Origin of the sequence: Pseudomonas reidholzensis (assembly GCF_900536025.1) — a bacterium.
GTDB lineage: Bacteria > Pseudomonadota > Gammaproteobacteria > Pseudomonadales > Pseudomonadaceae > Aquipseudomonas > Aquipseudomonas reidholzensis.
The window spans coordinates 62,385-78,189 of the sequence record NZ_UNOZ01000020.1; the positions used below are offsets into that span (position 1 = coordinate 62,385).

Consider the following 15,805-nt stretch of genomic DNA (forward strand, 5'->3'; position numbering starts at 1 on the left):
TGCGCTTGGCGTGAGCTCGCCGGGGCCGCTACGCAGCCCTTTCGCGACACAAGGCCGCTCCCACATGGACGGCGCCTTGCAGTATTTTTGGCGTATTGAGCAAAAAATGGGCACCACGCACTCCTGTGGGAGCGGCCTTGTGTCGCGAAAGGGGCGCGCAGCGGCCCCAGCGGGCTCGAGCCAAGGACAGATTCAGGAAAAATACAAAGACCTTGAAAGGGATGGCAGTAAGGACGAAATCAGATCAAGAGCCCGGCATACAAGGACGGGTTGCCGGCACCGTAGCCCATCGAGACCGCACCGCAGTCAATGGCCCATTCTGTGCGCCAACACGGGTGACTGCCTTATTTTCTGGGCCCTTGGTGGCGGCTACACCACCAACCTCGACAAGGCCGAGATGTTCACCCAGGAACAGGCCTGCGACCACTGGGAAACAGACATTCCATGGCCGAAGGACTACGTCGACGCCCGCGCACACCTCGGCGTAGACCACCAGTACATCAGCCTGGACGAAGCCCGCGGCCTGCTTAGCCCCGGATGCTCTGTTGTCCTGCAAATCCCTGGGCACTGGAACGGGAACGACATTGCCTTGGCCCATTGGCCAATCGGCCATACCTACCGATTCGAGAAGGCCCACCGCCTCACACTTGAGGCCGCCCAGGCGATCGGCAATACGCCCGAGGAGGCAGTGATCTGGCCAGTGGCTTACCTCGAGGCAAAGGCCCGGCGCCTGGTGCACAAGCGAGACATGAATATCAAAGAGGCCCTGCAAGGAACCGGCATTGAGCTTGTGAGGCCCAGGAAGCAGCGCAAAGCCTGGGAGCGCCCGCTTAATTGCCACGGCTGCGGACGCTTCATCAGCTGGGACGGCCGATTCCTCAACGACTGCCAGAACTGCGGCGCTAACAACTGCCCATGACCCTCCCGCGCTGACCGCCAGCGCCTTCCCCTATTCAACGATAACGCCTCCCCGGCGCGCATGGCGGAAGTAATCGGTAAAAACTACCTGTGAAGGTATGGCTTGACAATCGAGCTCACAGATTAATCATCCGTAGCTGAAGAGTTTTGATCTCGGTCAGGGGACTGTATCCCATACTTTTGTGCAACGATATCGAACAGCTGCTCTCTGGTAATTTCCTCGCCATCTGCATAAGCGATATCTTGATACAATGCTTTAACCTTATCATCCCTGTACGGATCAGGTAACTGAGCCCCCTTGAGCATTGAATATTTCTCTACAAAATACTTTAACCCACTTCCCTTTTCGCTGAGGCAATTAATAAAAATGCAACACATCTCGTCATTGCTTAATTGCGCTCTGAGAATGCTTGCATACACACGTTGATCTGAGTAATTTCTAACACTTTTGCGAATACGCATACCTGGAAGAGCACTTTCTCGCAGCCCACTAGTAGCGCCGTAGCTTTCAATAAACTTTAAAAGCTGATGTAGATTTCTAAAGTAGCTAGACATTCCTATGGAGTAGTTTTCGGAGTAAGTCTCAACGTTTACCTTGATAAGATCGACCTCATTCTTCCCATGCGTAGCCCTTGGGAGAAACGAATTTTTAACCCAAGCAAAGCATTTCTCACCAGTTATTACTTCGTTGGTATTACGCACCTGCACCCTAACCAATAAAGCCTGCTGACGATGGGTATCCAAAAGTCGGAAAAAAGTAGATTCGAAATTTTGCCTCTCTACTGCGGAATTCTGCTTCTCGAATATCCTACTTTGCAACCGCTGATTTTTATTTGCTTCCCGTGCCTCTTCTCGTGCGAGTGCCAAGTCCTGCCTCTGCAGCACCAAGTTAATTAAAACCGCCAAAAACGCCACAAAACTCAGGAGCGGATTTAATATACCACCAACAAAATCCCCAATCTGCCCCCAGTAAGCGGCCGACTCATAGTTTCGTATTTTAAACCAAGGTATATCAGCACCAAACTGGAAGTGATAGAGAGCAGCCCCAACGATAAAAGCAATAACGAAAATAGCTCCCGCCGCCAATAAGTATACATATTTACTCTTCAGCCAATACCAGGCACCGACAGCCTTTGATTTCATGCTGTCTAAATCCTCCCGAGACAACACCCCCCATAAATCTTCTAAATTCTCAAATTCATCTCTTTTCTTGGCAGGTGCCATAGGTATCCGAATTCTCATTTCTTCCCCTCCCAGAAAAAAGGCGGATGGTAGCAAAAAAACATCACCAAGCGTCGAGGGTATGATCCGGGATGTTTTCCCCGTTCCCCCACGCGAACTGAATGGATCAGAGCGTCGGCAGCGACACCTACATCGCAATGAGCAAGGGCCATCACGACCTCGATGTGTTCATGGCTGAAGCCGTGAAGGAATGCCCAGGCTGGTTCCTGGGCGGCCCGCAGCACAAATGGTGCAAGACGGTGCCGGACCGATCGGGCGAGTTTGCGCACCGATACGTATTCGTCGAGGAAGGCACGCCAGGCGCATGGCCGGCGACCTACTGCTGGGAGTTCGGCGAGGACTACAAGCGTTACAACGACGAGGTGCAGCCATGACCCGCCTCGCCCTCTGCCTCCTGCTGCTGGCCACCTTGGCCGGCTGCCAAGGGGAAGCCGAATCAACCACGCGCGCCGGTTCCGACTTCAAGGTTGACCGGCTCTTCAAGGTCGATGGCTGCACCGTCTACCGCTTCCACGACGGTGGCCGGGCCAGGTACTTCACCAACTGCGCAGGCTCGACCCAGTGGGAAGAGAGCTGCGGGAAGAACTGCTCGCAACAGAATGGCGTGGCCGGAAGCACTCACCAGGCCGGCAACGAGCGCCAGCTCTCCCCGCACGAACAGCAGGACAACGGAGCTACACCCGCACTGGCGCCTGGGCGCTGGAATCAACTGAGGTATTCGATGTGAGTGAAATGGTTGAAGTCAGAGCCAGGGAATTGACCGGGCATGCGCTCGACTACTGCACCCTGGTGGCGAGCGGTAAACAGGCTCGGATGACTGAATCCGGGGTTCGACTGGCAATTGGCGGAAGCGTTTTCAAGCACTTTAGCCCCACATCGGACAGCCGATTGGCCAGCGAACAAATACTAACCCATAGGGTGCGCTTCGATGAGCTGCTTCCCGGATATGCGTTCTCGGCAAGAGTCGGTGACGTGGTCTGCGGAGGAGAAACAATCGACATAGCCGCCTGCCGCGCAATCGTCGTTGCATCGCTTGGTGAGGCATTTGCCTTGCCTCGCCATGTGGCGCCTGGGCGCTGGATTGATGAGAGGGATGAGCTGTGAGCGAGTTCACTGATACGCAGCGCTTGGACTTCATGCTGAGCAAATTCCGAAAGGTGGTGGTTGAGGTCTTGCCATTCGGCGGAAGGGACATCTATGTCGAAGAAGGATTCATGGGCAACAAGACGTACGGAGCAGTCAGGCTGACCAACCCGAGTGTCCAAGAAGAGGATCAGGCAAAAAGAATGGCGATCGATATCGCGCTGCAGGTTCAGCGATGACCAACCTGATCAACGTGAAGACGAAAGACCTGGTCGGCGAGGCGCTGGGGTGGGCAGTCGGCAAGGCTGAAGGGCTGGATCTGCACCTGGCCGAGCCCGGCTACAACGGCGTGCCCTGGCGAGTGTTCGCCCGGTACCGCGCCACGGTGACCGAGCGCACTGAGCGGTACAACCCGTGGGAGGACTGGGCGCTGGGTGGCCTGCTGGTCGAGAAGCACAACGTCAGCCTGCACTGCCCGCAGCACGACGGTGACTTCTGGGCGGCCTGGATCACTCATGACGGCAAAGACGTTGCCCAAGGTTCGGAGCTGGCACTGCCAGCAGCATGCCGCGCCATCGTAGCCCACAAGCTCGGCGATACCGTCCAGGTGCCGAAGGAGCTGATACAAGCATTTTAAGACTCAACCCTACCTCGGGAAGAGCTTAATCAATAGGCTTTACCCTGTTGGGGCATCAATCTCCTGAACACCTTGCTTTGACTCCAGAAAAAACCAAACACTAAACAACGCGCTTGGATTCCTTTTAAAAAACCAGAAATGGAATAACTCCAATAACGCCCCTTGAATGGTACAAAAAAATACGACCCAAACAAGGCCAGAAACCGACAAGTCAAACAGCCAACCTATAAACACAACCGTATACATGTTTATGGCGTTATTGAATGCATGCCGCAGGTACCAGTCAACCGGCGCACCCCAAAGCGAAACCAGCTCGGGATGGTCATGACTAATAATTCTGTGGAACAAACCAGAAAATCCGAAAGGAAGTAAAAACGCAGGTAAGCATATCCCAACAGACAATACAAAAAGCTTCCAGAAATCGAGCCTTTCGAACAATGCTCCATCCCATAGAAACACAATTAAGAATCCAGGGATGACGAGCCCAAACAGACCCGCACCAATATTAGCAGCAACTGAAAGTTTCATCTTTTCTAAGTTTTGTATGTCCATTCCTTCCCCTTTAGATCTTTTCACTTCCTGTCGAAACAAGGAATCGCTTTTATGATCATCGATAACGTGATGACCGACAAGATCACTCTTCACGACCTGGGCTTCGTTCAGGTCCAGCTGCAGGGCGAGCAGCGCTTGCATGTTTGGCATCCTGACCTGCCGCGACGCAGCTGCTTCGAGCATTCGGCCATCCACGATCACCGCTTCAACTTCATTTCCCGGGTGCTGGTCGGCACGCAGATCAACCACTGCTACTGGATGATGAGCAACCCCGATGGTGAGTTTGTTCTGTACCTGCACGAAGGCAAGCGCACCGCCAGCGGCGGTCGGCCATGGACACCGGACGGACGCGCAGACCTGGTGCACGAAACCACCTTCAAGATCGAGGCCGGCAACGACTACAACACCCAGGCCTACGAATTCCACCGCACCGAGCCTGGCGGAGATGGCCGTGTGGCCACGATCATGCAGAAGCGCGGCGACTACCGGCGAGGCGCCCACTCCACCTGCCGCTACGGCATCCAGCCGGACACAGACTTTGATCGCTACCAGTGGCCCGCCGCGCGACTCTGGGAAGTCGTGCGCGAAGTGCTGCTGGCCTGACCACCAAACTGCCGCCACCGGCGGCGTGGAGACCATCCCATGAAAGCCCAAGAAACCGCTGAGGTCGACAAGGTCACTGAAAAGCTGATGGCCGAGCTGATCGGCTGCACCAAACGCGCCCTTGAAGGCCGGCGCCTGCGGGGGGCAATCCCCTAAGGCGTCTGGATGAAACACGGCGGCCGGATCATCTACAGCAAAAAGAGGTATGACGAATGGCTGGAAAGCCAATGGATTTACCCCCAGGCATTGACGTCCACTATGGCTCGCTCAGGCTCCGGTTCATGTGGGAAGGTTCTCGCCGAAGTGAGACCCTTCCCTACCCCCCGACACAAAAAGGCATCAAGGCTGCATCCCAGCTTCGCGATCAAGTAACCAGCCTGATCAAGTTTAACCTCCTCGATCACGACAAATACGCGGAGCTATTTCCAAGCTCCGCCGCGGTTGTGGGCGGCGTCCCGACCTTCGGCGAATACGCGCAGCTATGGCTGGACAGTCGGGAAATCACCGCCGGCACCCGCCTCAACTACAAAGGCACCCCGAACTTGTACTGGGTCCCTCACCTCGCCCTGGTTCGAATCGATCTGATCACCACAACCCTGCTTCGCCGAATCGTCGCGGCGATGGACTGGACATCTTCTTCGGTCAAGCGCAACGCGATGGTGAAGCTGTCGACCATTCTCCGTGCTGCTGTCTTGGACGGGCTCATCACGCGGAATCCTGCGGAGGCCATTCAACTGCCGGCGCGTGCGGCGGACGATCGCGCTGGGGATAGTTGAGGAGCGGACTAAAACCGGCAGGGATAGGTTCGTGTTGCTGAACGAGAGAGCGCTGCACGCCCTAGAATTCGCGAGGGAGTACGCCGAGCGACGGAAGCTAGGTAAGGGGCAATTCACTGAATCTCCATTCGTCTTCCCACCAGGGAAGAACGGCGATTATGTCAAGCAGACCTCAGATCTGCACCACCAATGGCGGCCGGTCATCAAAGGGTTGGGGATCAGGTACCGTCCACCGTATAACTGCCGCCACACCTATGCGACAATATGCTTAATGTCTGGTCTCAACCCCGCATTCATCGCCCAACAGCTCGGGCATAGCGTGCAGATGCTCTTATCGACGTATGCGCGCTGGATTAACTCGTCCAACGACTGGCAGGAGCTGGAAAAGCTTCAGATTGGTCCGAAATTGGTCCGAAGCTGCGACGAAGCCACGTAAGTTATTGATAGGTAAGCCCTTTGATCTCCACCGCTAACATCACCATGCAATTCGGCGCCAAGCCGCTGTTCGAGAACGTCTCGGTCAAATTCAACAACGGCAACCGCTACGGCCTGATCGGCGCCAACGGCTGCGGCAAGTCGACCTTCATGAAGATCCTCGGCGGCGACCTGGAGTCGTCCGGCGGCCAAGTGATGCTCGAGCCGAACACCCGCCTGGGCAAGCTGCGCCAGGACCAGTTCGCCTACGAGGACTTCACCGTGATCGACACGGTGATCATGGGCCACGAGCAACTGTTCAAGGTCAAGGCCGAGCGTGACCGCATCTACTCGCTGCCAGAAATGAGCGAAGAAGACGGCATGGCCGTCGCCGAGCTCGAGACCGAGTTCGCCGAAATGGACGGCTACACCGCCGATTCGCGCGCCGGTGAGCTGCTGCTGGGCCTGGGTATTCCGCTGGAACAGCACAACGGCCCGATGAGCGAAGTCGCTCCAGGCTGGAAACTGCGTGTGCTGCTGGCCCAGGCGCTGTTCTCGGATCCGGACGTGCTGCTGCTCGACGAACCGACCAACCACCTGGACATCAACACCATTCGCTGGCTGGAAACCATTCTCACGGCGCGTAACAGCACCATGATCATCATTTCCCACGACCGGCACTTCCTCAACAGCGTCTGCACCCACATGGCCGATCTGGACTACGGCGAGCTGCGCCTGTTCCCGGGCAACTATGACGAGTACATGACCGCGGCCACCCAGTCGCGCGAGCAGCTGCTGTCGGACAACGCCAAGAAAAAGGCCCAGATCGCCGAACTGCAGACCTTCGTCAGCCGCTTCTCGGCCAACGCGTCCAAGGCCAAGCAGGCCACCTCGCGTGCCAAGCAGATCGACAAGATCCAGCTGGCCGAGGTCAAGCCGTCGAGCCGGGTCAGCCCGTTCATTCGCTTCGAGCAGAACAAGAAGCTGCACCGTCAGGCCGTGACCGTCGAGAAGATGGCCAAGGCGTTCGACGCAAAAGTCCTGTTCAAGGACTTCAGCTTCACCGTAGAAGCCGGCGAGCGCGTCGCGATCATCGGCCCCAACGGTATCGGCAAGACCACCCTGCTGCGCACCATGGTCGGTGAAATGAAGCCGGACGCCGGTGCGGTCAAGTGGACCGACAGCGCCGAAGTCGGCTACTACGCGCAGGACCATGCGCACGACTTCGAAGACGACGCCACCCTGTTCGAGTGGATGGGCCAGTGGACCCAGGGCGAGCAGATGATCCGTGGCACCCTGGGCCGGATGCTGTTCTCCAACGACGAGATCCTCAAGTCGGTCAAGGTGATTTCCGGTGGTGAGCAAGGCCGTATGCTGTTCGGCAAGCTGATCCTGCAAAAGCCCAACGTACTGGTGATGGACGAACCGACCAACCACCTGGACATGGAGTCGATCGAGGCGCTCAACCTGGCGCTGGAAAACTACCCGGGCACCCTGCTGTTCGTCAGCCACGACCGTGAGTTCGTGTCGTCGCTGGCCACCCGCATCATCGAGCTGACGCCCGAAGGTGTGGTGGACTTCAGCGGTACCTACGACGATTACCTGCGCAGCCAGGGTGTCGTGGTCTAAGACCGATGCTTCTGGGGCCGCTTTTGCGGCCCCAGCTTCAAGCGGGTCCCGGATGTGGGTACCGCTCACGAAAAACTAGTTAGCCTGCTTTCTTTTCCCCCGTACAATGGCCATCATGGTTTCACGCCCAACCGCCCTCCCGCGAACGAGCCCATGACTGCGCAAGCACCCTCCCCCAGCAATAACGTCAGCGTTACTCGGCAGATCCTGTCGATCGTCTTCTTCACCTTTATTGCCTTCCTCTGCATCGGCTTGCCGATCGCGGTGCTGCCCAGCTATGTGCATGACCAGCTGGGCTTTGGCGCAGTGGTGGCCGGGGTGACCATCGGCCTGCAATACCTGGCGACCCTGCTCAGCCGGCCGTTCGCCGCGCGGGTGGCGGACAGCCTGGGGGGCAAGCGGGCGATTGGCTATGGGTTGATCGGCATCGTCAGCTGCGGGCTGCTGACCTTGCTGTCGGCCTGGACCCTGAGCCTGCCGGCGCTGAGCCTGGGCTTGCTGCTGGTCGGCCGCCTGCTGCTGGGGATTTCGCAAGGGCTGATCGGTGTCGCCACCTCGAGCTGGGGCATCAGCCAGGTCGGCGCCGAGCACACCGCGCGGGTGATTTCCTGGAACGGCATCGCCTCCTACGGCGCGATCGCCATCGGCGCGCCGGTCGGGGTGCTGCTGGTGGACAGCCTGGACTTCAGCGTACTCGGGCCGCTGCTGGTGATCATGGCGGGCATCGGCCTGCTGGCCCTGCGCACACGCCCCGACGTGATCGTGGTGCGCGGGGAGCGCCTGCCGTTCTGGTCGGCGTTCGCGCGCGTGGCGCCGTGCGGGATGGGCTTGATGCTGGCGTCGATCGGCTACGGCACGCTCACCACCTTCATCACCCTCTATTACCTGGAGCGCGGCTGGACCGGCGCGGCCTTGTGCCTGAGCGCCTTCGGCGTGTGCTTCATCATTTCGCGGTTGTTGTTCGTCAACGCGGTCAACCGCTTTGGCGGCTATGCGGTAGCGGTCAGCTGCATGGCCACCGAAGTGATCGGGCTTTGCCTGCTCTGGCTGGCACCTGCACCGTCGTGGGCGCTGGTGGGGGCTGGCCTGACCGGGTTTGGCCTGTCGCTGGTGTATCCGGCGCTGGGCGTCGAGGCGATCAAGCAGGTGCCGCCCAGTAGCCGAGGCGCGGGGCTGGGCGCCTATGCGGTGTTCTTCGACCTGTCGCTGGCCATCGCTGGACCGGTGATGGGCGCCATCGCGGTGTACTTGGGCTACACCTCGATCTTCTGCGTCGCAGCCCTGCTCGCCCTGTCAGGGGTGGGCCTGGTGCTCCTGCTGAGCCGGCGCAGCCGCCGCAGCTGAGCGCTCGGCCGGCTCCGGCGCGCCCAGCGCCTGGGTGAAGAAGTCGGCGGTTTCACGCTGCAACGAGCGATGGATCTGACGCCGGTCGACGCCTTCGGCATCGTTGCACAGCGCCGGCATGTGCGCGTGCTGCTCGCTATCGCACGGCGCCATGAACACGAAGTGCCCGGCACCGGCCAGCAGTCGATAATCCGGGGTCACCGGCAGCTTGCGGGCCAGGGCATCGGCATTGTGCTCCAGCGCCAGCAGTTGGTCGTTGTCGCCGCTGTAGATCAGCGCCGGGACATGCACGCTGCTCAGGGCGTGGCGGCCGAACATCAGGCTTAGCGGCGCCATCAACACCACCGCGCCCACCCGAGGGTCGGCCTGGGGGGTGAGTTCGCTGCGGTCGGAGATCAGCACGCCGTGGGTCTTGCAGGCATCGGCATCGTTGGGACGCTCCTGGCAGTAACGCTGCAGGCGGTCCAGGTCGGGTTGCGCGCCCGACAGGATCAAGGCCGTCTCGCCGCCGGCGGAGTAGCCGATAACGCCCACCTTGCCGTCGTTCAGGTAGGGGCCGAGCAAGGTGTCTGCGCGCGCCGCCGTGATTGCCGCACTGACTTGCAGCGGGCGCCCGTAGAGGTTGCTCAGCGTGCCCAGACGGCTGTGGTCGAGAGCGTTGTCACCGGGGTGGGTCAGGGCAATCACCACGAAACCCTGACGGGCCAACGCCGTGGCCAGGTCGTGCAAGGCCAGCGGGCTTCCGGTGTTGCCATGGGAGACCACCAGCAATGGGAACTGCCCCAAGGCAACGGGCGCCTCTTCGGCCACGCGCAGTGGGTAACCGTCGATGCGCAGGCTGTGGGTGTCGGCGTTAGTGGGATAGAACGCCAGCGCCTGCATCGGCCGGGCATCCACAGGGTCGGCCAGCTGCAAGCGGTGCAGCCCCGCCACCCAGGGCGCGGCGTCGGCGTGGGCCTGCAGGCTGCCGAGCAGCAGCAAGGCCAGGAGCACACGGATACGGGTCATGGCGGCGTCTCCCCGCGCGTGCGGTAGGTTAGCGCCAGCATAGAGCCCCTGCGTGCCACGGCAGATGAAAACTGGATGAAAAAAGCCGGCTGGCGCACGAGGCGACAGCCGGCTTTGGTGCACGCGGGGATCAAGCGGCGGCGAACAGCTCACCGGCAATCTGCGCCTGTGCGGCCTCGATGGCGGCGCTGCGGTGCTCCGGACCATAGGCCAGGCCCTGGGCGCGGACGATGTCCAGCTGGGTCACGCCGATGAAGCCGAGGAACACCTTGAGGAAGTCTTCATGGCCGGCACCGGTCGGCTGGTCAGCGTGCAGGCCGCCCGCGGTGGACACCAGCACCACTTTCTTGTCACCGCACAGGCCTTCAGGGCCGGCTTCGGTGTAGCGGAAGGTCTGGCCGGCAACGGCCACGCGGTCGATCCACGCCTTGAGCTGGGTCGGTACGCCGAAGTTGTACATCGGGGCGCCGATCACTACAGCGTCGGCCGAGAGAAACTCTGCGAGGGTTTCCTGGCTCAGCTTGGCTTCGAAGGCCTGGGCGGCATCGCGCATGTCTTCTGGGGTGCCAGCGGCAACCAGGGTGGCGGCGGAGAAGTGGCTGATGGCGTCAGCAGCCAGGTCACGGTAGACCACTTCGATGCTCGAGTCGGCGGCCTTCCAGGCCTCGACCACTTCGCGGCTGAGCTGACGGGAGGCGGAATTGTCGCCGAGGATGCTCGAATCGATGTGCAGCAGTTTCATGGGACTCTCCTGTAATGAAGACCGCAGCAGTAGGCGATCACGATGGAGAGAATCCTATAGAACCATCGAATAGCTGATAAGTCGGCAAAAATGCATTAGTTTGTCCTACTGATGGAACGATGAGACGGCCCCATGCAAGACCTCAATGACCTGTTCTACTTTGCCCGCGTCGTCGAAGCCGGCGGGTTCGCCGCGGCCGGGCGTTTGCTGGGCATCCCCAAGTCACGCCTGTCGCGGCGCATTGCCGAGCTCGAGGAGCGCCTGGGCACACGCCTGCTGCAGCGCACGACCCGGCAACTGAAGCTGACCGCCGTCGGCGAGCGTTACCTGCACCATTGCCAGGCCATGCTGCTGGAAGCGGAAATGGCCGACGAAGCCGTGGCCAGCATGACCAGCGAGCCGCGCGGCCGGTTGCGGGTGTCGTGCCCGGTGGCGCTGGCCCACGCCTACTTGCCGAAAGTGATCAGCCGTTTCCTCGAGCTGCACCCGCTGGTGCAGTTGGACATGGTCCTGATCAATCGCCGCGTCGACCTGATCTCCGAAGGGGTCGACGTCGCCCTGCGCGTGCGCGACCTGGGTGATGAGGACCCGGCGCTGGTCACCCGCCGCCTGCGCCAGGCGCAAATGCACCTGGTGGCGGCGCCGGGCTTTGCTGAGGGCCTCAATGATCCGTCACAGCTGTCCGGGTTGCCGGTGCTCGGCGCGGCGGAGGCCGATCGCTTGGTGCACCTGCGCCTGATAGGCCCAGACGGGCGTCAGCAGGAGCTGGCCCTGGAGCCACGGCTGGCGATCGACGACTTTGTCGTGCGCAAGGCGGCCGTGCTCGACGGGCTGGGCTTTACCGCGCTGCCGAGCATGTATTGCGAGGAAGAGCTGGCGCGGGGCGAGCTGGTGCGGCTGTTGCCGGAGTGGTCGCTGCCGGGCGGCTGGCTGCAAGCGGTGTACCCGCATCGGCGTGGCGTATTGCCGGCGGTACGGGTGTGGATCGATCATCTGGCGGCTTCGTTCGAAGCCTGTGGGGAGCGTTATGTCTGAGCGGAAGATGACCGAAGAGCAGGTCGCGGCATTTTGCCTGGGCCTGCCGGGGGCACGCGAGGATTACAAGTGGGGCGGGATCCGGGTGTTCTCGGTGGCGGAGAACAAGATGTTCGCGGTGATGGACCTGGCCGGGGCGGGATTGTCGTTCAAGGTCGACGATGCGCTGTTTCTCGGTTATGTCGATCGGCCGGGCGTGCGGCCTGCGCCGTATTTGGCGCGGGCGCGCTGGATCAGCGTGGCACCGCCGTATGCGATGGGGCGCGAGGAGCTGACAGAGTTGCTGCAGCGCTCGCACCAGTTGGTGGTCAGGCGCTTGCCCAAGCGGTTGCAGGTGGGGTTGCTGATCTGATTGGTGTGCTGGCCGGCCGGGCCTCATCGCGGGCAAGCCCGCTCCTAGAGATGATGGGCGGTTTCCAACATCTGGGGCGCCCCTGTAGGAGCGGGCTTGCCCGCGATGAGCTGACGCCTAGAAGATCGCGCCCAGCCAGCGACCACCCAACAGCAGGTGGTCGACCCAGAACAGCTGATGCAACGCGACAATCCCCCAAAACGTCAGCTGAAACGACACCTTGCGGGTCTTGTGCCGAAACAACTGCTGGGCCAACAACGCCCCCGGCCAGCCGCCGCACAGCTCGCTGGCATGCAGCACCTTTTCAGGGGTGCGCCACGCCTGGGCGCGGGCCTGCTGTTTGTCCTGCCAGTACAACAGCAGGCTGATCAGGCTGAGCAACGGATAGGCCGCCAGCGGCACCCACGACTCACCCTGCCAGGCCATCTGCGCGGCGCCCAGCCCTGGCAACAGGCACAGCGCCGCGAGCGCGACCAGCTTCAGGCGCACATTGCGGATGCCCTCCTCGCGCCCACGGTCACGCCGTGGCGCCGCTTGCGCCTTGGCCATGTCAGCCTTGCGCCGTCGCCCAGTCGACCCAGCCGAACTGCCAGGTCGCCAGGATCAGCAGGCCGAAGACGATGCGGTACCAGGCGAACACCGCGTAGCTATGGTTGGCGATGAACTTGAGCAACGCGCGCACCGCGATCATGGCGAAGATGAACGAGACCACGAAGCCGATGGCGAACACCGGCAGGTCCGCCGGCTGGAACAGGTCACGGTACTTGTAGCCCGAGTACACCGCCGCGCCGACCATGGTCGGCATCGCCAGGAAGAACGAAAACTCGGTAGCCGCCTTGCGCGACAGGCCGAACAGCAGGCCGCCAATGATCGTCGAGCCGGAGCGCGAAGTCCCCGGGATCATCGCCAGGCACTGCACCAGGCCGATCTTCAGGGCATGGGTCCAGTGCATCTCATCGACATGGTCGACCTCGATCCGATGCTCGCGGCGCTCGGCCCAGAGCATGATCACCCCGCCCACCACCAGGGCCGCGGCCACGGTGATCGGGTTGAACAGGTGATGGTGGATGAAGTCGGCAAACAGCACGCCGAGCACCACCGCCGGCATGAACGCCACCAGCAGGTTGCCGGTGAAGCGCCGTGCGCTCGGCTGGCTGGACAGGCCCAGCACCACGTCGAAGATCTTCCGGCGGAACTCCCACACCACCGCCAGGATCGCCCCCAGCTGGATGATGATGTTGAACGCCATGGCCCGCTCGCCGCCAAAGCCGATCAGGTCGGCGACGATGATCTGGTGGCCGGTGCTCGAGATCGGCAAGAACTCGGTCAGCCCTTCGACGACGCCTAAGATGATTGCCTGAATGGCACTCCAAAAATCCATCATTCCCCCGATGGGACGCTGCTGCTTGCAGGCCCCTTGTACTTGATTTGCTGATAGTTGCCGCACGCGGCGCGGCTGTTTTACAGCGCCTGCTGGTGCTAAGGCCAGCGGAAAAGCGCGCGCCGGCTAAAGGTTTCATCTTGTGCGGCCGAGATGCTATCAGAGCAACCTGATTTAGGCATGCGCGCAAACTTCATGGAATGTCGCGCCAGGCACTTAGCCGTTGGTCGGGTGTGGGGCGGCGACAAAGCATGCTTGGATGCACCTCAATAACAAGAATTATCCGGGAGTGCCCTATTAATGAAGACCTTGAGGTCGATGTCGATCAGCCGCCGCCTGTGGCTGATCCTGCTGGTGGCCGTGGCCATGCTGGTGGTGCTGGGCCTGCTGATGCTGCGCCAGATCCATGGCGACCTGTACCGGGCCAAGGCAGAAAAGACCCAGCACGTGGTCGAGACCGCCGCCGGGGTGCTCGGCTACTATCAGGGCCTGGAAGCCGCCGGCACGCTCAGCCGTGAAGCGGCGCAGCAACAAGCCCTGCAGGTGGTGCGCGGGCTGCGCTACGACGCCAACGACTACTTCTGGATCAACGACCTGACGCCGCGGATGATCATGCACCCGGCCAACCCCAAGCTCGATGGCCAGGACCTGGCGGCGATCCGCGACCCCGACGGCTTTGCCGTATTCAACGAAATGGTCAGCCTGGCGCGCAGCCAGGGTGCCGGCCCGGTCGATTACCGCTGGCCCAAGCCCGGCGCCAGCGAGCCGGTGGCCAAGACCTCCTACATTCAGTTGTTCAAGCCGTGGGGCTGGATCATCGGCTCGGGCGTGTACATCGACGACGTCCAGGCCGAATTCGCCCGGCAAGTGCGCGATGCCTGCTTGTTGGGCCTGGGCATTGCCCTGTTGATGGCCCTGCTGGTGATGCTCATCGCCCGCAGCATCGCCCAGCCCTTGCGCGAGGCGGTGCAGGCCATGGGCACTATCGCCAGCGGTGAAAGCGACCTGACCCATCGCCTGGACACCCACGGCAAGGACGAAATCAGCCATCTGGGCGAGCACTTCAACCGCTTCAACGGCAAGTTGCAGGGTGTGGTCGGCCAATTGCAGGGCGCCGCGCATGCCCTCGCCCAGTCCGCCGGCCACGTCGGCGACAACGCCGGCCAGGCGCAACAACGTAGCACCCAGCAGTCGCTGCAGATGGACCAGGTGGCCACCGCGGTCAACGAAGTCACCTATGCCGTGCAGGACGTGGCAAAAAACGCCGAGCAGGCGGCGAGCGAGATGCGCGCGGCGCAAGTGCAGGTCAGCCATGGCCAGCAGGCGATTCATGGCAGCCTGCAGCAGATCGACCGGCTCTCGGCCACGATCGACCAGGCCGTGCAGGTGATTCGCGAGCTGGCCGGGCACAGCAACAAGATCGGCGGCGTGCTCGAGGTGATCCGTTCGATTGCCGAGCAGACCAACCTGCTCGCCTTGAATGCCGCCATCGAAGCCGCGCGGGCCGGTGAACAGGGCCGCGGGTTTGCCGTGGTCGCCGACGAAGTGCGACTGCTAGCGCAGCGTACGGCGCAGTCCACCGCCGAAATCCAGACCATGATCGAGCACCTGCAGGGCCAGTCCGAAGCCGCCGTGCGGGCCATCGACACCAGCAGTGAAGCCTCACGCCAGACAGTCGAGCAGGCCCGCGAGGCCGGCACCAGCCTGGATGCCATCAGCCAGGTGCTGCACAACCTCACCGCGCTCAATGCCTCGATCGCCAGCGCCACCCTGCAGCAGTCGCATGTGGTCGAAGAGATCAACCGCAATGTCACCGAGACGGCCGGGTTGTCGCTGGAAACCGCCGAGGCGGCCCGCCAGTCGAGCGATGCCGGGGTGGCATTGACGCAATTGAGTGAGGAGCTGGAACAGCTGTTGCGCCAGTTCAGGGTGTAGACACCAGGGTCTGTCGGCGCAAGCCTCATCGCGGGCAAGCCCGCTCCTACAGGTTGGGCGTGATCCCTGTAGGAGCGGGTTCACCCGCGATGAGGCCAGCACTGACACAGCACGCCTGCCCCTTACACCACCTCCCCCCGCACGCTACAATCGC

Annotated in this window: 18 protein-coding genes and 2 pseudogenes; 14 read left to right on the top strand and 6 right to left on the bottom strand. The window is 61.3% G+C overall.

The window, feature by feature from the left end; all coding sequences use genetic code 11:
• Positions 1–64: 64 nt before the first annotated feature.
• Positions 65–919 carry a hypothetical protein gene (locus CCOS865_RS15090; RefSeq protein WP_244216123.1) on the top strand — a complete coding sequence of 285 codons (855 nt, stop codon included), beginning with the start codon at positions 65–67 and terminating at the stop codon, positions 917–919.
• Positions 920–1,041: 122 nt separating this feature from the next.
• On the opposite strand, the gene CCOS865_RS15095 is transcribed toward CCOS865_RS15090, so the two are convergent.
• Positions 1,042–2,142, bottom strand: a complete 1,101-nt coding sequence (locus CCOS865_RS15095; protein WP_119142183.1) for a putative phage abortive infection protein — start codon at positions 2,140–2,142, stop codon at positions 1,042–1,044.
• Positions 2,143–2,261: 119 nt separating this feature from the next.
• Here CCOS865_RS15095 and CCOS865_RS15100 point away from each other — a divergent pair, with 119 nt between their 5' ends.
• From CCOS865_RS15100 to CCOS865_RS15120, 5 genes are read left to right on the top strand one after another with little or no spacing between them, the layout of a single operon-like run.
• Complete coding sequence (locus CCOS865_RS15100; RefSeq protein WP_119142185.1) at positions 2,262–2,534, top strand: hypothetical protein; 273 nt, start codon at positions 2,262–2,264, stop codon at positions 2,532–2,534.
• Complete coding sequence (locus CCOS865_RS15105) at positions 2,531–2,887, top strand: DUF4884 domain-containing protein (protein ID WP_119142187.1); 357 nt, start codon at positions 2,531–2,533, stop codon at positions 2,885–2,887. The genes CCOS865_RS15100 and CCOS865_RS15105 overlap by 4 nt, the downstream gene beginning before the upstream one ends.
• Entirely contained in the window at positions 2,884–3,264 is a 381-nt protein-coding gene (locus CCOS865_RS15110; RefSeq protein ID WP_147406515.1) for a hypothetical protein, read from the top strand. The genes CCOS865_RS15105 and CCOS865_RS15110 overlap by 4 nt, the downstream gene beginning before the upstream one ends.
• Positions 3,261–3,482, top strand: a complete 222-nt coding sequence (locus CCOS865_RS15115; protein ID WP_119142191.1) for a hypothetical protein — start codon at positions 3,261–3,263, stop codon at positions 3,480–3,482. Before CCOS865_RS15110 ends, CCOS865_RS15115 begins: the two co-directional genes overlap by 4 nt.
• Positions 3,479–3,880, top strand: coding sequence for a DUF2591 domain-containing protein (locus tag CCOS865_RS15120; protein WP_119142193.1), 402 nt, complete (start codon positions 3,479–3,481; stop codon positions 3,878–3,880). Before CCOS865_RS15115 ends, CCOS865_RS15120 begins: the two co-directional genes overlap by 4 nt.
• A 39-nt stretch (positions 3,881–3,919) precedes the next feature.
• Here CCOS865_RS15120 and CCOS865_RS15125 read toward each other — a convergent pair whose 3' ends face one another.
• Complete coding sequence (locus CCOS865_RS15125) at positions 3,920–4,432, bottom strand: hypothetical protein (RefSeq protein ID WP_119142195.1); 513 nt, start codon at positions 4,430–4,432, stop codon at positions 3,920–3,922.
• Between the two features lie 51 nt (positions 4,433–4,483).
• Here CCOS865_RS15125 and CCOS865_RS15130 point away from each other — a divergent pair, with 51 nt between their 5' ends.
• The 4 genes and pseudogenes from CCOS865_RS15130 (at position 4,484) to CCOS865_RS15145 (ending at position 9,198) form a co-directional block, all read left to right on the top strand.
• Positions 4,484–5,035 carry a hypothetical protein gene (locus tag CCOS865_RS15130; protein WP_119142198.1) on the top strand — a complete coding sequence of 184 codons (552 nt, stop codon included), beginning with the start codon at positions 4,484–4,486 and terminating at the stop codon, positions 5,033–5,035.
• A gap of 212 nt (positions 5,036–5,247) precedes the next feature.
• Positions 5,248–6,247, top strand: a pseudogene (locus CCOS865_RS15135) (Arm DNA-binding domain-containing protein).
• 20 nt (positions 6,248–6,267) lie between these two features.
• A complete protein-coding gene (locus CCOS865_RS15140) occupies positions 6,268–7,854 on the top strand; it encodes an ABC-F family ATPase (RefSeq protein ID WP_119142200.1) in 1,587 nt (528 codons plus the stop codon).
• A gap of 153 nt (positions 7,855–8,007) precedes the next feature.
• Entirely contained in the window at positions 8,008–9,198 is a 1,191-nt protein-coding gene (locus CCOS865_RS15145) for an MFS transporter (protein WP_119142202.1), read from the top strand.
• On the opposite strand, the gene CCOS865_RS15150 is transcribed toward CCOS865_RS15145, so the two are convergent.
• Both CCOS865_RS15150 and CCOS865_RS15155 read right to left on the bottom strand, forming a co-directional pair.
• Positions 9,148–10,206 carry an alpha/beta hydrolase family protein gene (locus CCOS865_RS15150; RefSeq protein ID WP_119142204.1) on the bottom strand — a complete coding sequence of 353 codons (1,059 nt, stop codon included), beginning with the start codon at positions 10,204–10,206 and terminating at the stop codon, positions 9,148–9,150. The genes CCOS865_RS15145 and CCOS865_RS15150 overlap by 51 nt on opposite strands.
• A 130-nt stretch (positions 10,207–10,336) precedes the next feature.
• Positions 10,337–10,948 (bottom strand): FMN-dependent NADH-azoreductase, encoded by a 612-nt coding sequence (locus CCOS865_RS15155; protein ID WP_119142206.1) that lies wholly within the window; start codon positions 10,946–10,948, stop codon positions 10,337–10,339.
• Positions 10,949–11,080: 132 nt separating this feature from the next.
• Between CCOS865_RS15155 and CCOS865_RS15160 the strand changes: the two genes are divergently transcribed.
• Together CCOS865_RS15160 and CCOS865_RS15165 are read left to right on the top strand one after the other, a co-directional pair.
• Positions 11,081–11,983, top strand: coding sequence for a LysR substrate-binding domain-containing protein (locus tag CCOS865_RS15160; RefSeq protein WP_119142208.1), 903 nt, complete (start codon positions 11,081–11,083; stop codon positions 11,981–11,983).
• On the top strand, positions 11,976–12,335 hold the full coding sequence (locus tag CCOS865_RS15165; protein ID WP_119142210.1) for an MmcQ/YjbR family DNA-binding protein: 360 nt from the start codon (positions 11,976–11,978) through the stop codon (positions 12,333–12,335). Before CCOS865_RS15160 ends, CCOS865_RS15165 begins: the two co-directional genes overlap by 8 nt.
• A 117-nt stretch (positions 12,336–12,452) precedes the next feature.
• On the opposite strand, the gene CCOS865_RS15170 is transcribed toward CCOS865_RS15165, so the two are convergent.
• Together CCOS865_RS15170 and CCOS865_RS15175 are read right to left on the bottom strand one after the other, a co-directional pair.
• Positions 12,453–12,884, bottom strand: coding sequence for a DUF1294 domain-containing protein (locus tag CCOS865_RS15170; RefSeq protein WP_119142212.1), 432 nt, complete (start codon positions 12,882–12,884; stop codon positions 12,453–12,455).
• Between the two features lies 1 nt (position 12,885).
• Positions 12,886–13,716: an undecaprenyl-diphosphate phosphatase gene (locus CCOS865_RS15175; RefSeq protein WP_119142301.1), complete on the bottom strand. Its 831-nt coding sequence runs from the start codon at positions 13,714–13,716 to the stop codon at positions 12,886–12,888.
• Between the two features lie 390 nt (positions 13,717–14,106).
• Between CCOS865_RS15175 and CCOS865_RS28765 the strand changes: the two are divergent.
• Both CCOS865_RS28765 and CCOS865_RS28770 read left to right on the top strand, forming a co-directional pair.
• Positions 14,107–14,778 (top strand): annotated as a pseudogene (locus tag CCOS865_RS28765) (cache domain-containing protein); the annotation flags it as partial.
• 138 nt (positions 14,779–14,916) lie between these two features.
• The gene (locus CCOS865_RS28770) at positions 14,917–15,651 is read left to right on the top strand and encodes a methyl-accepting chemotaxis protein (RefSeq protein ID WP_415842640.1); all 735 of its coding nucleotides are present in this window, start codon (positions 14,917–14,919) and stop codon (positions 15,649–15,651) included.
• The last annotated feature ends 154 nt before the right edge of the window (positions 15,652–15,805 follow it).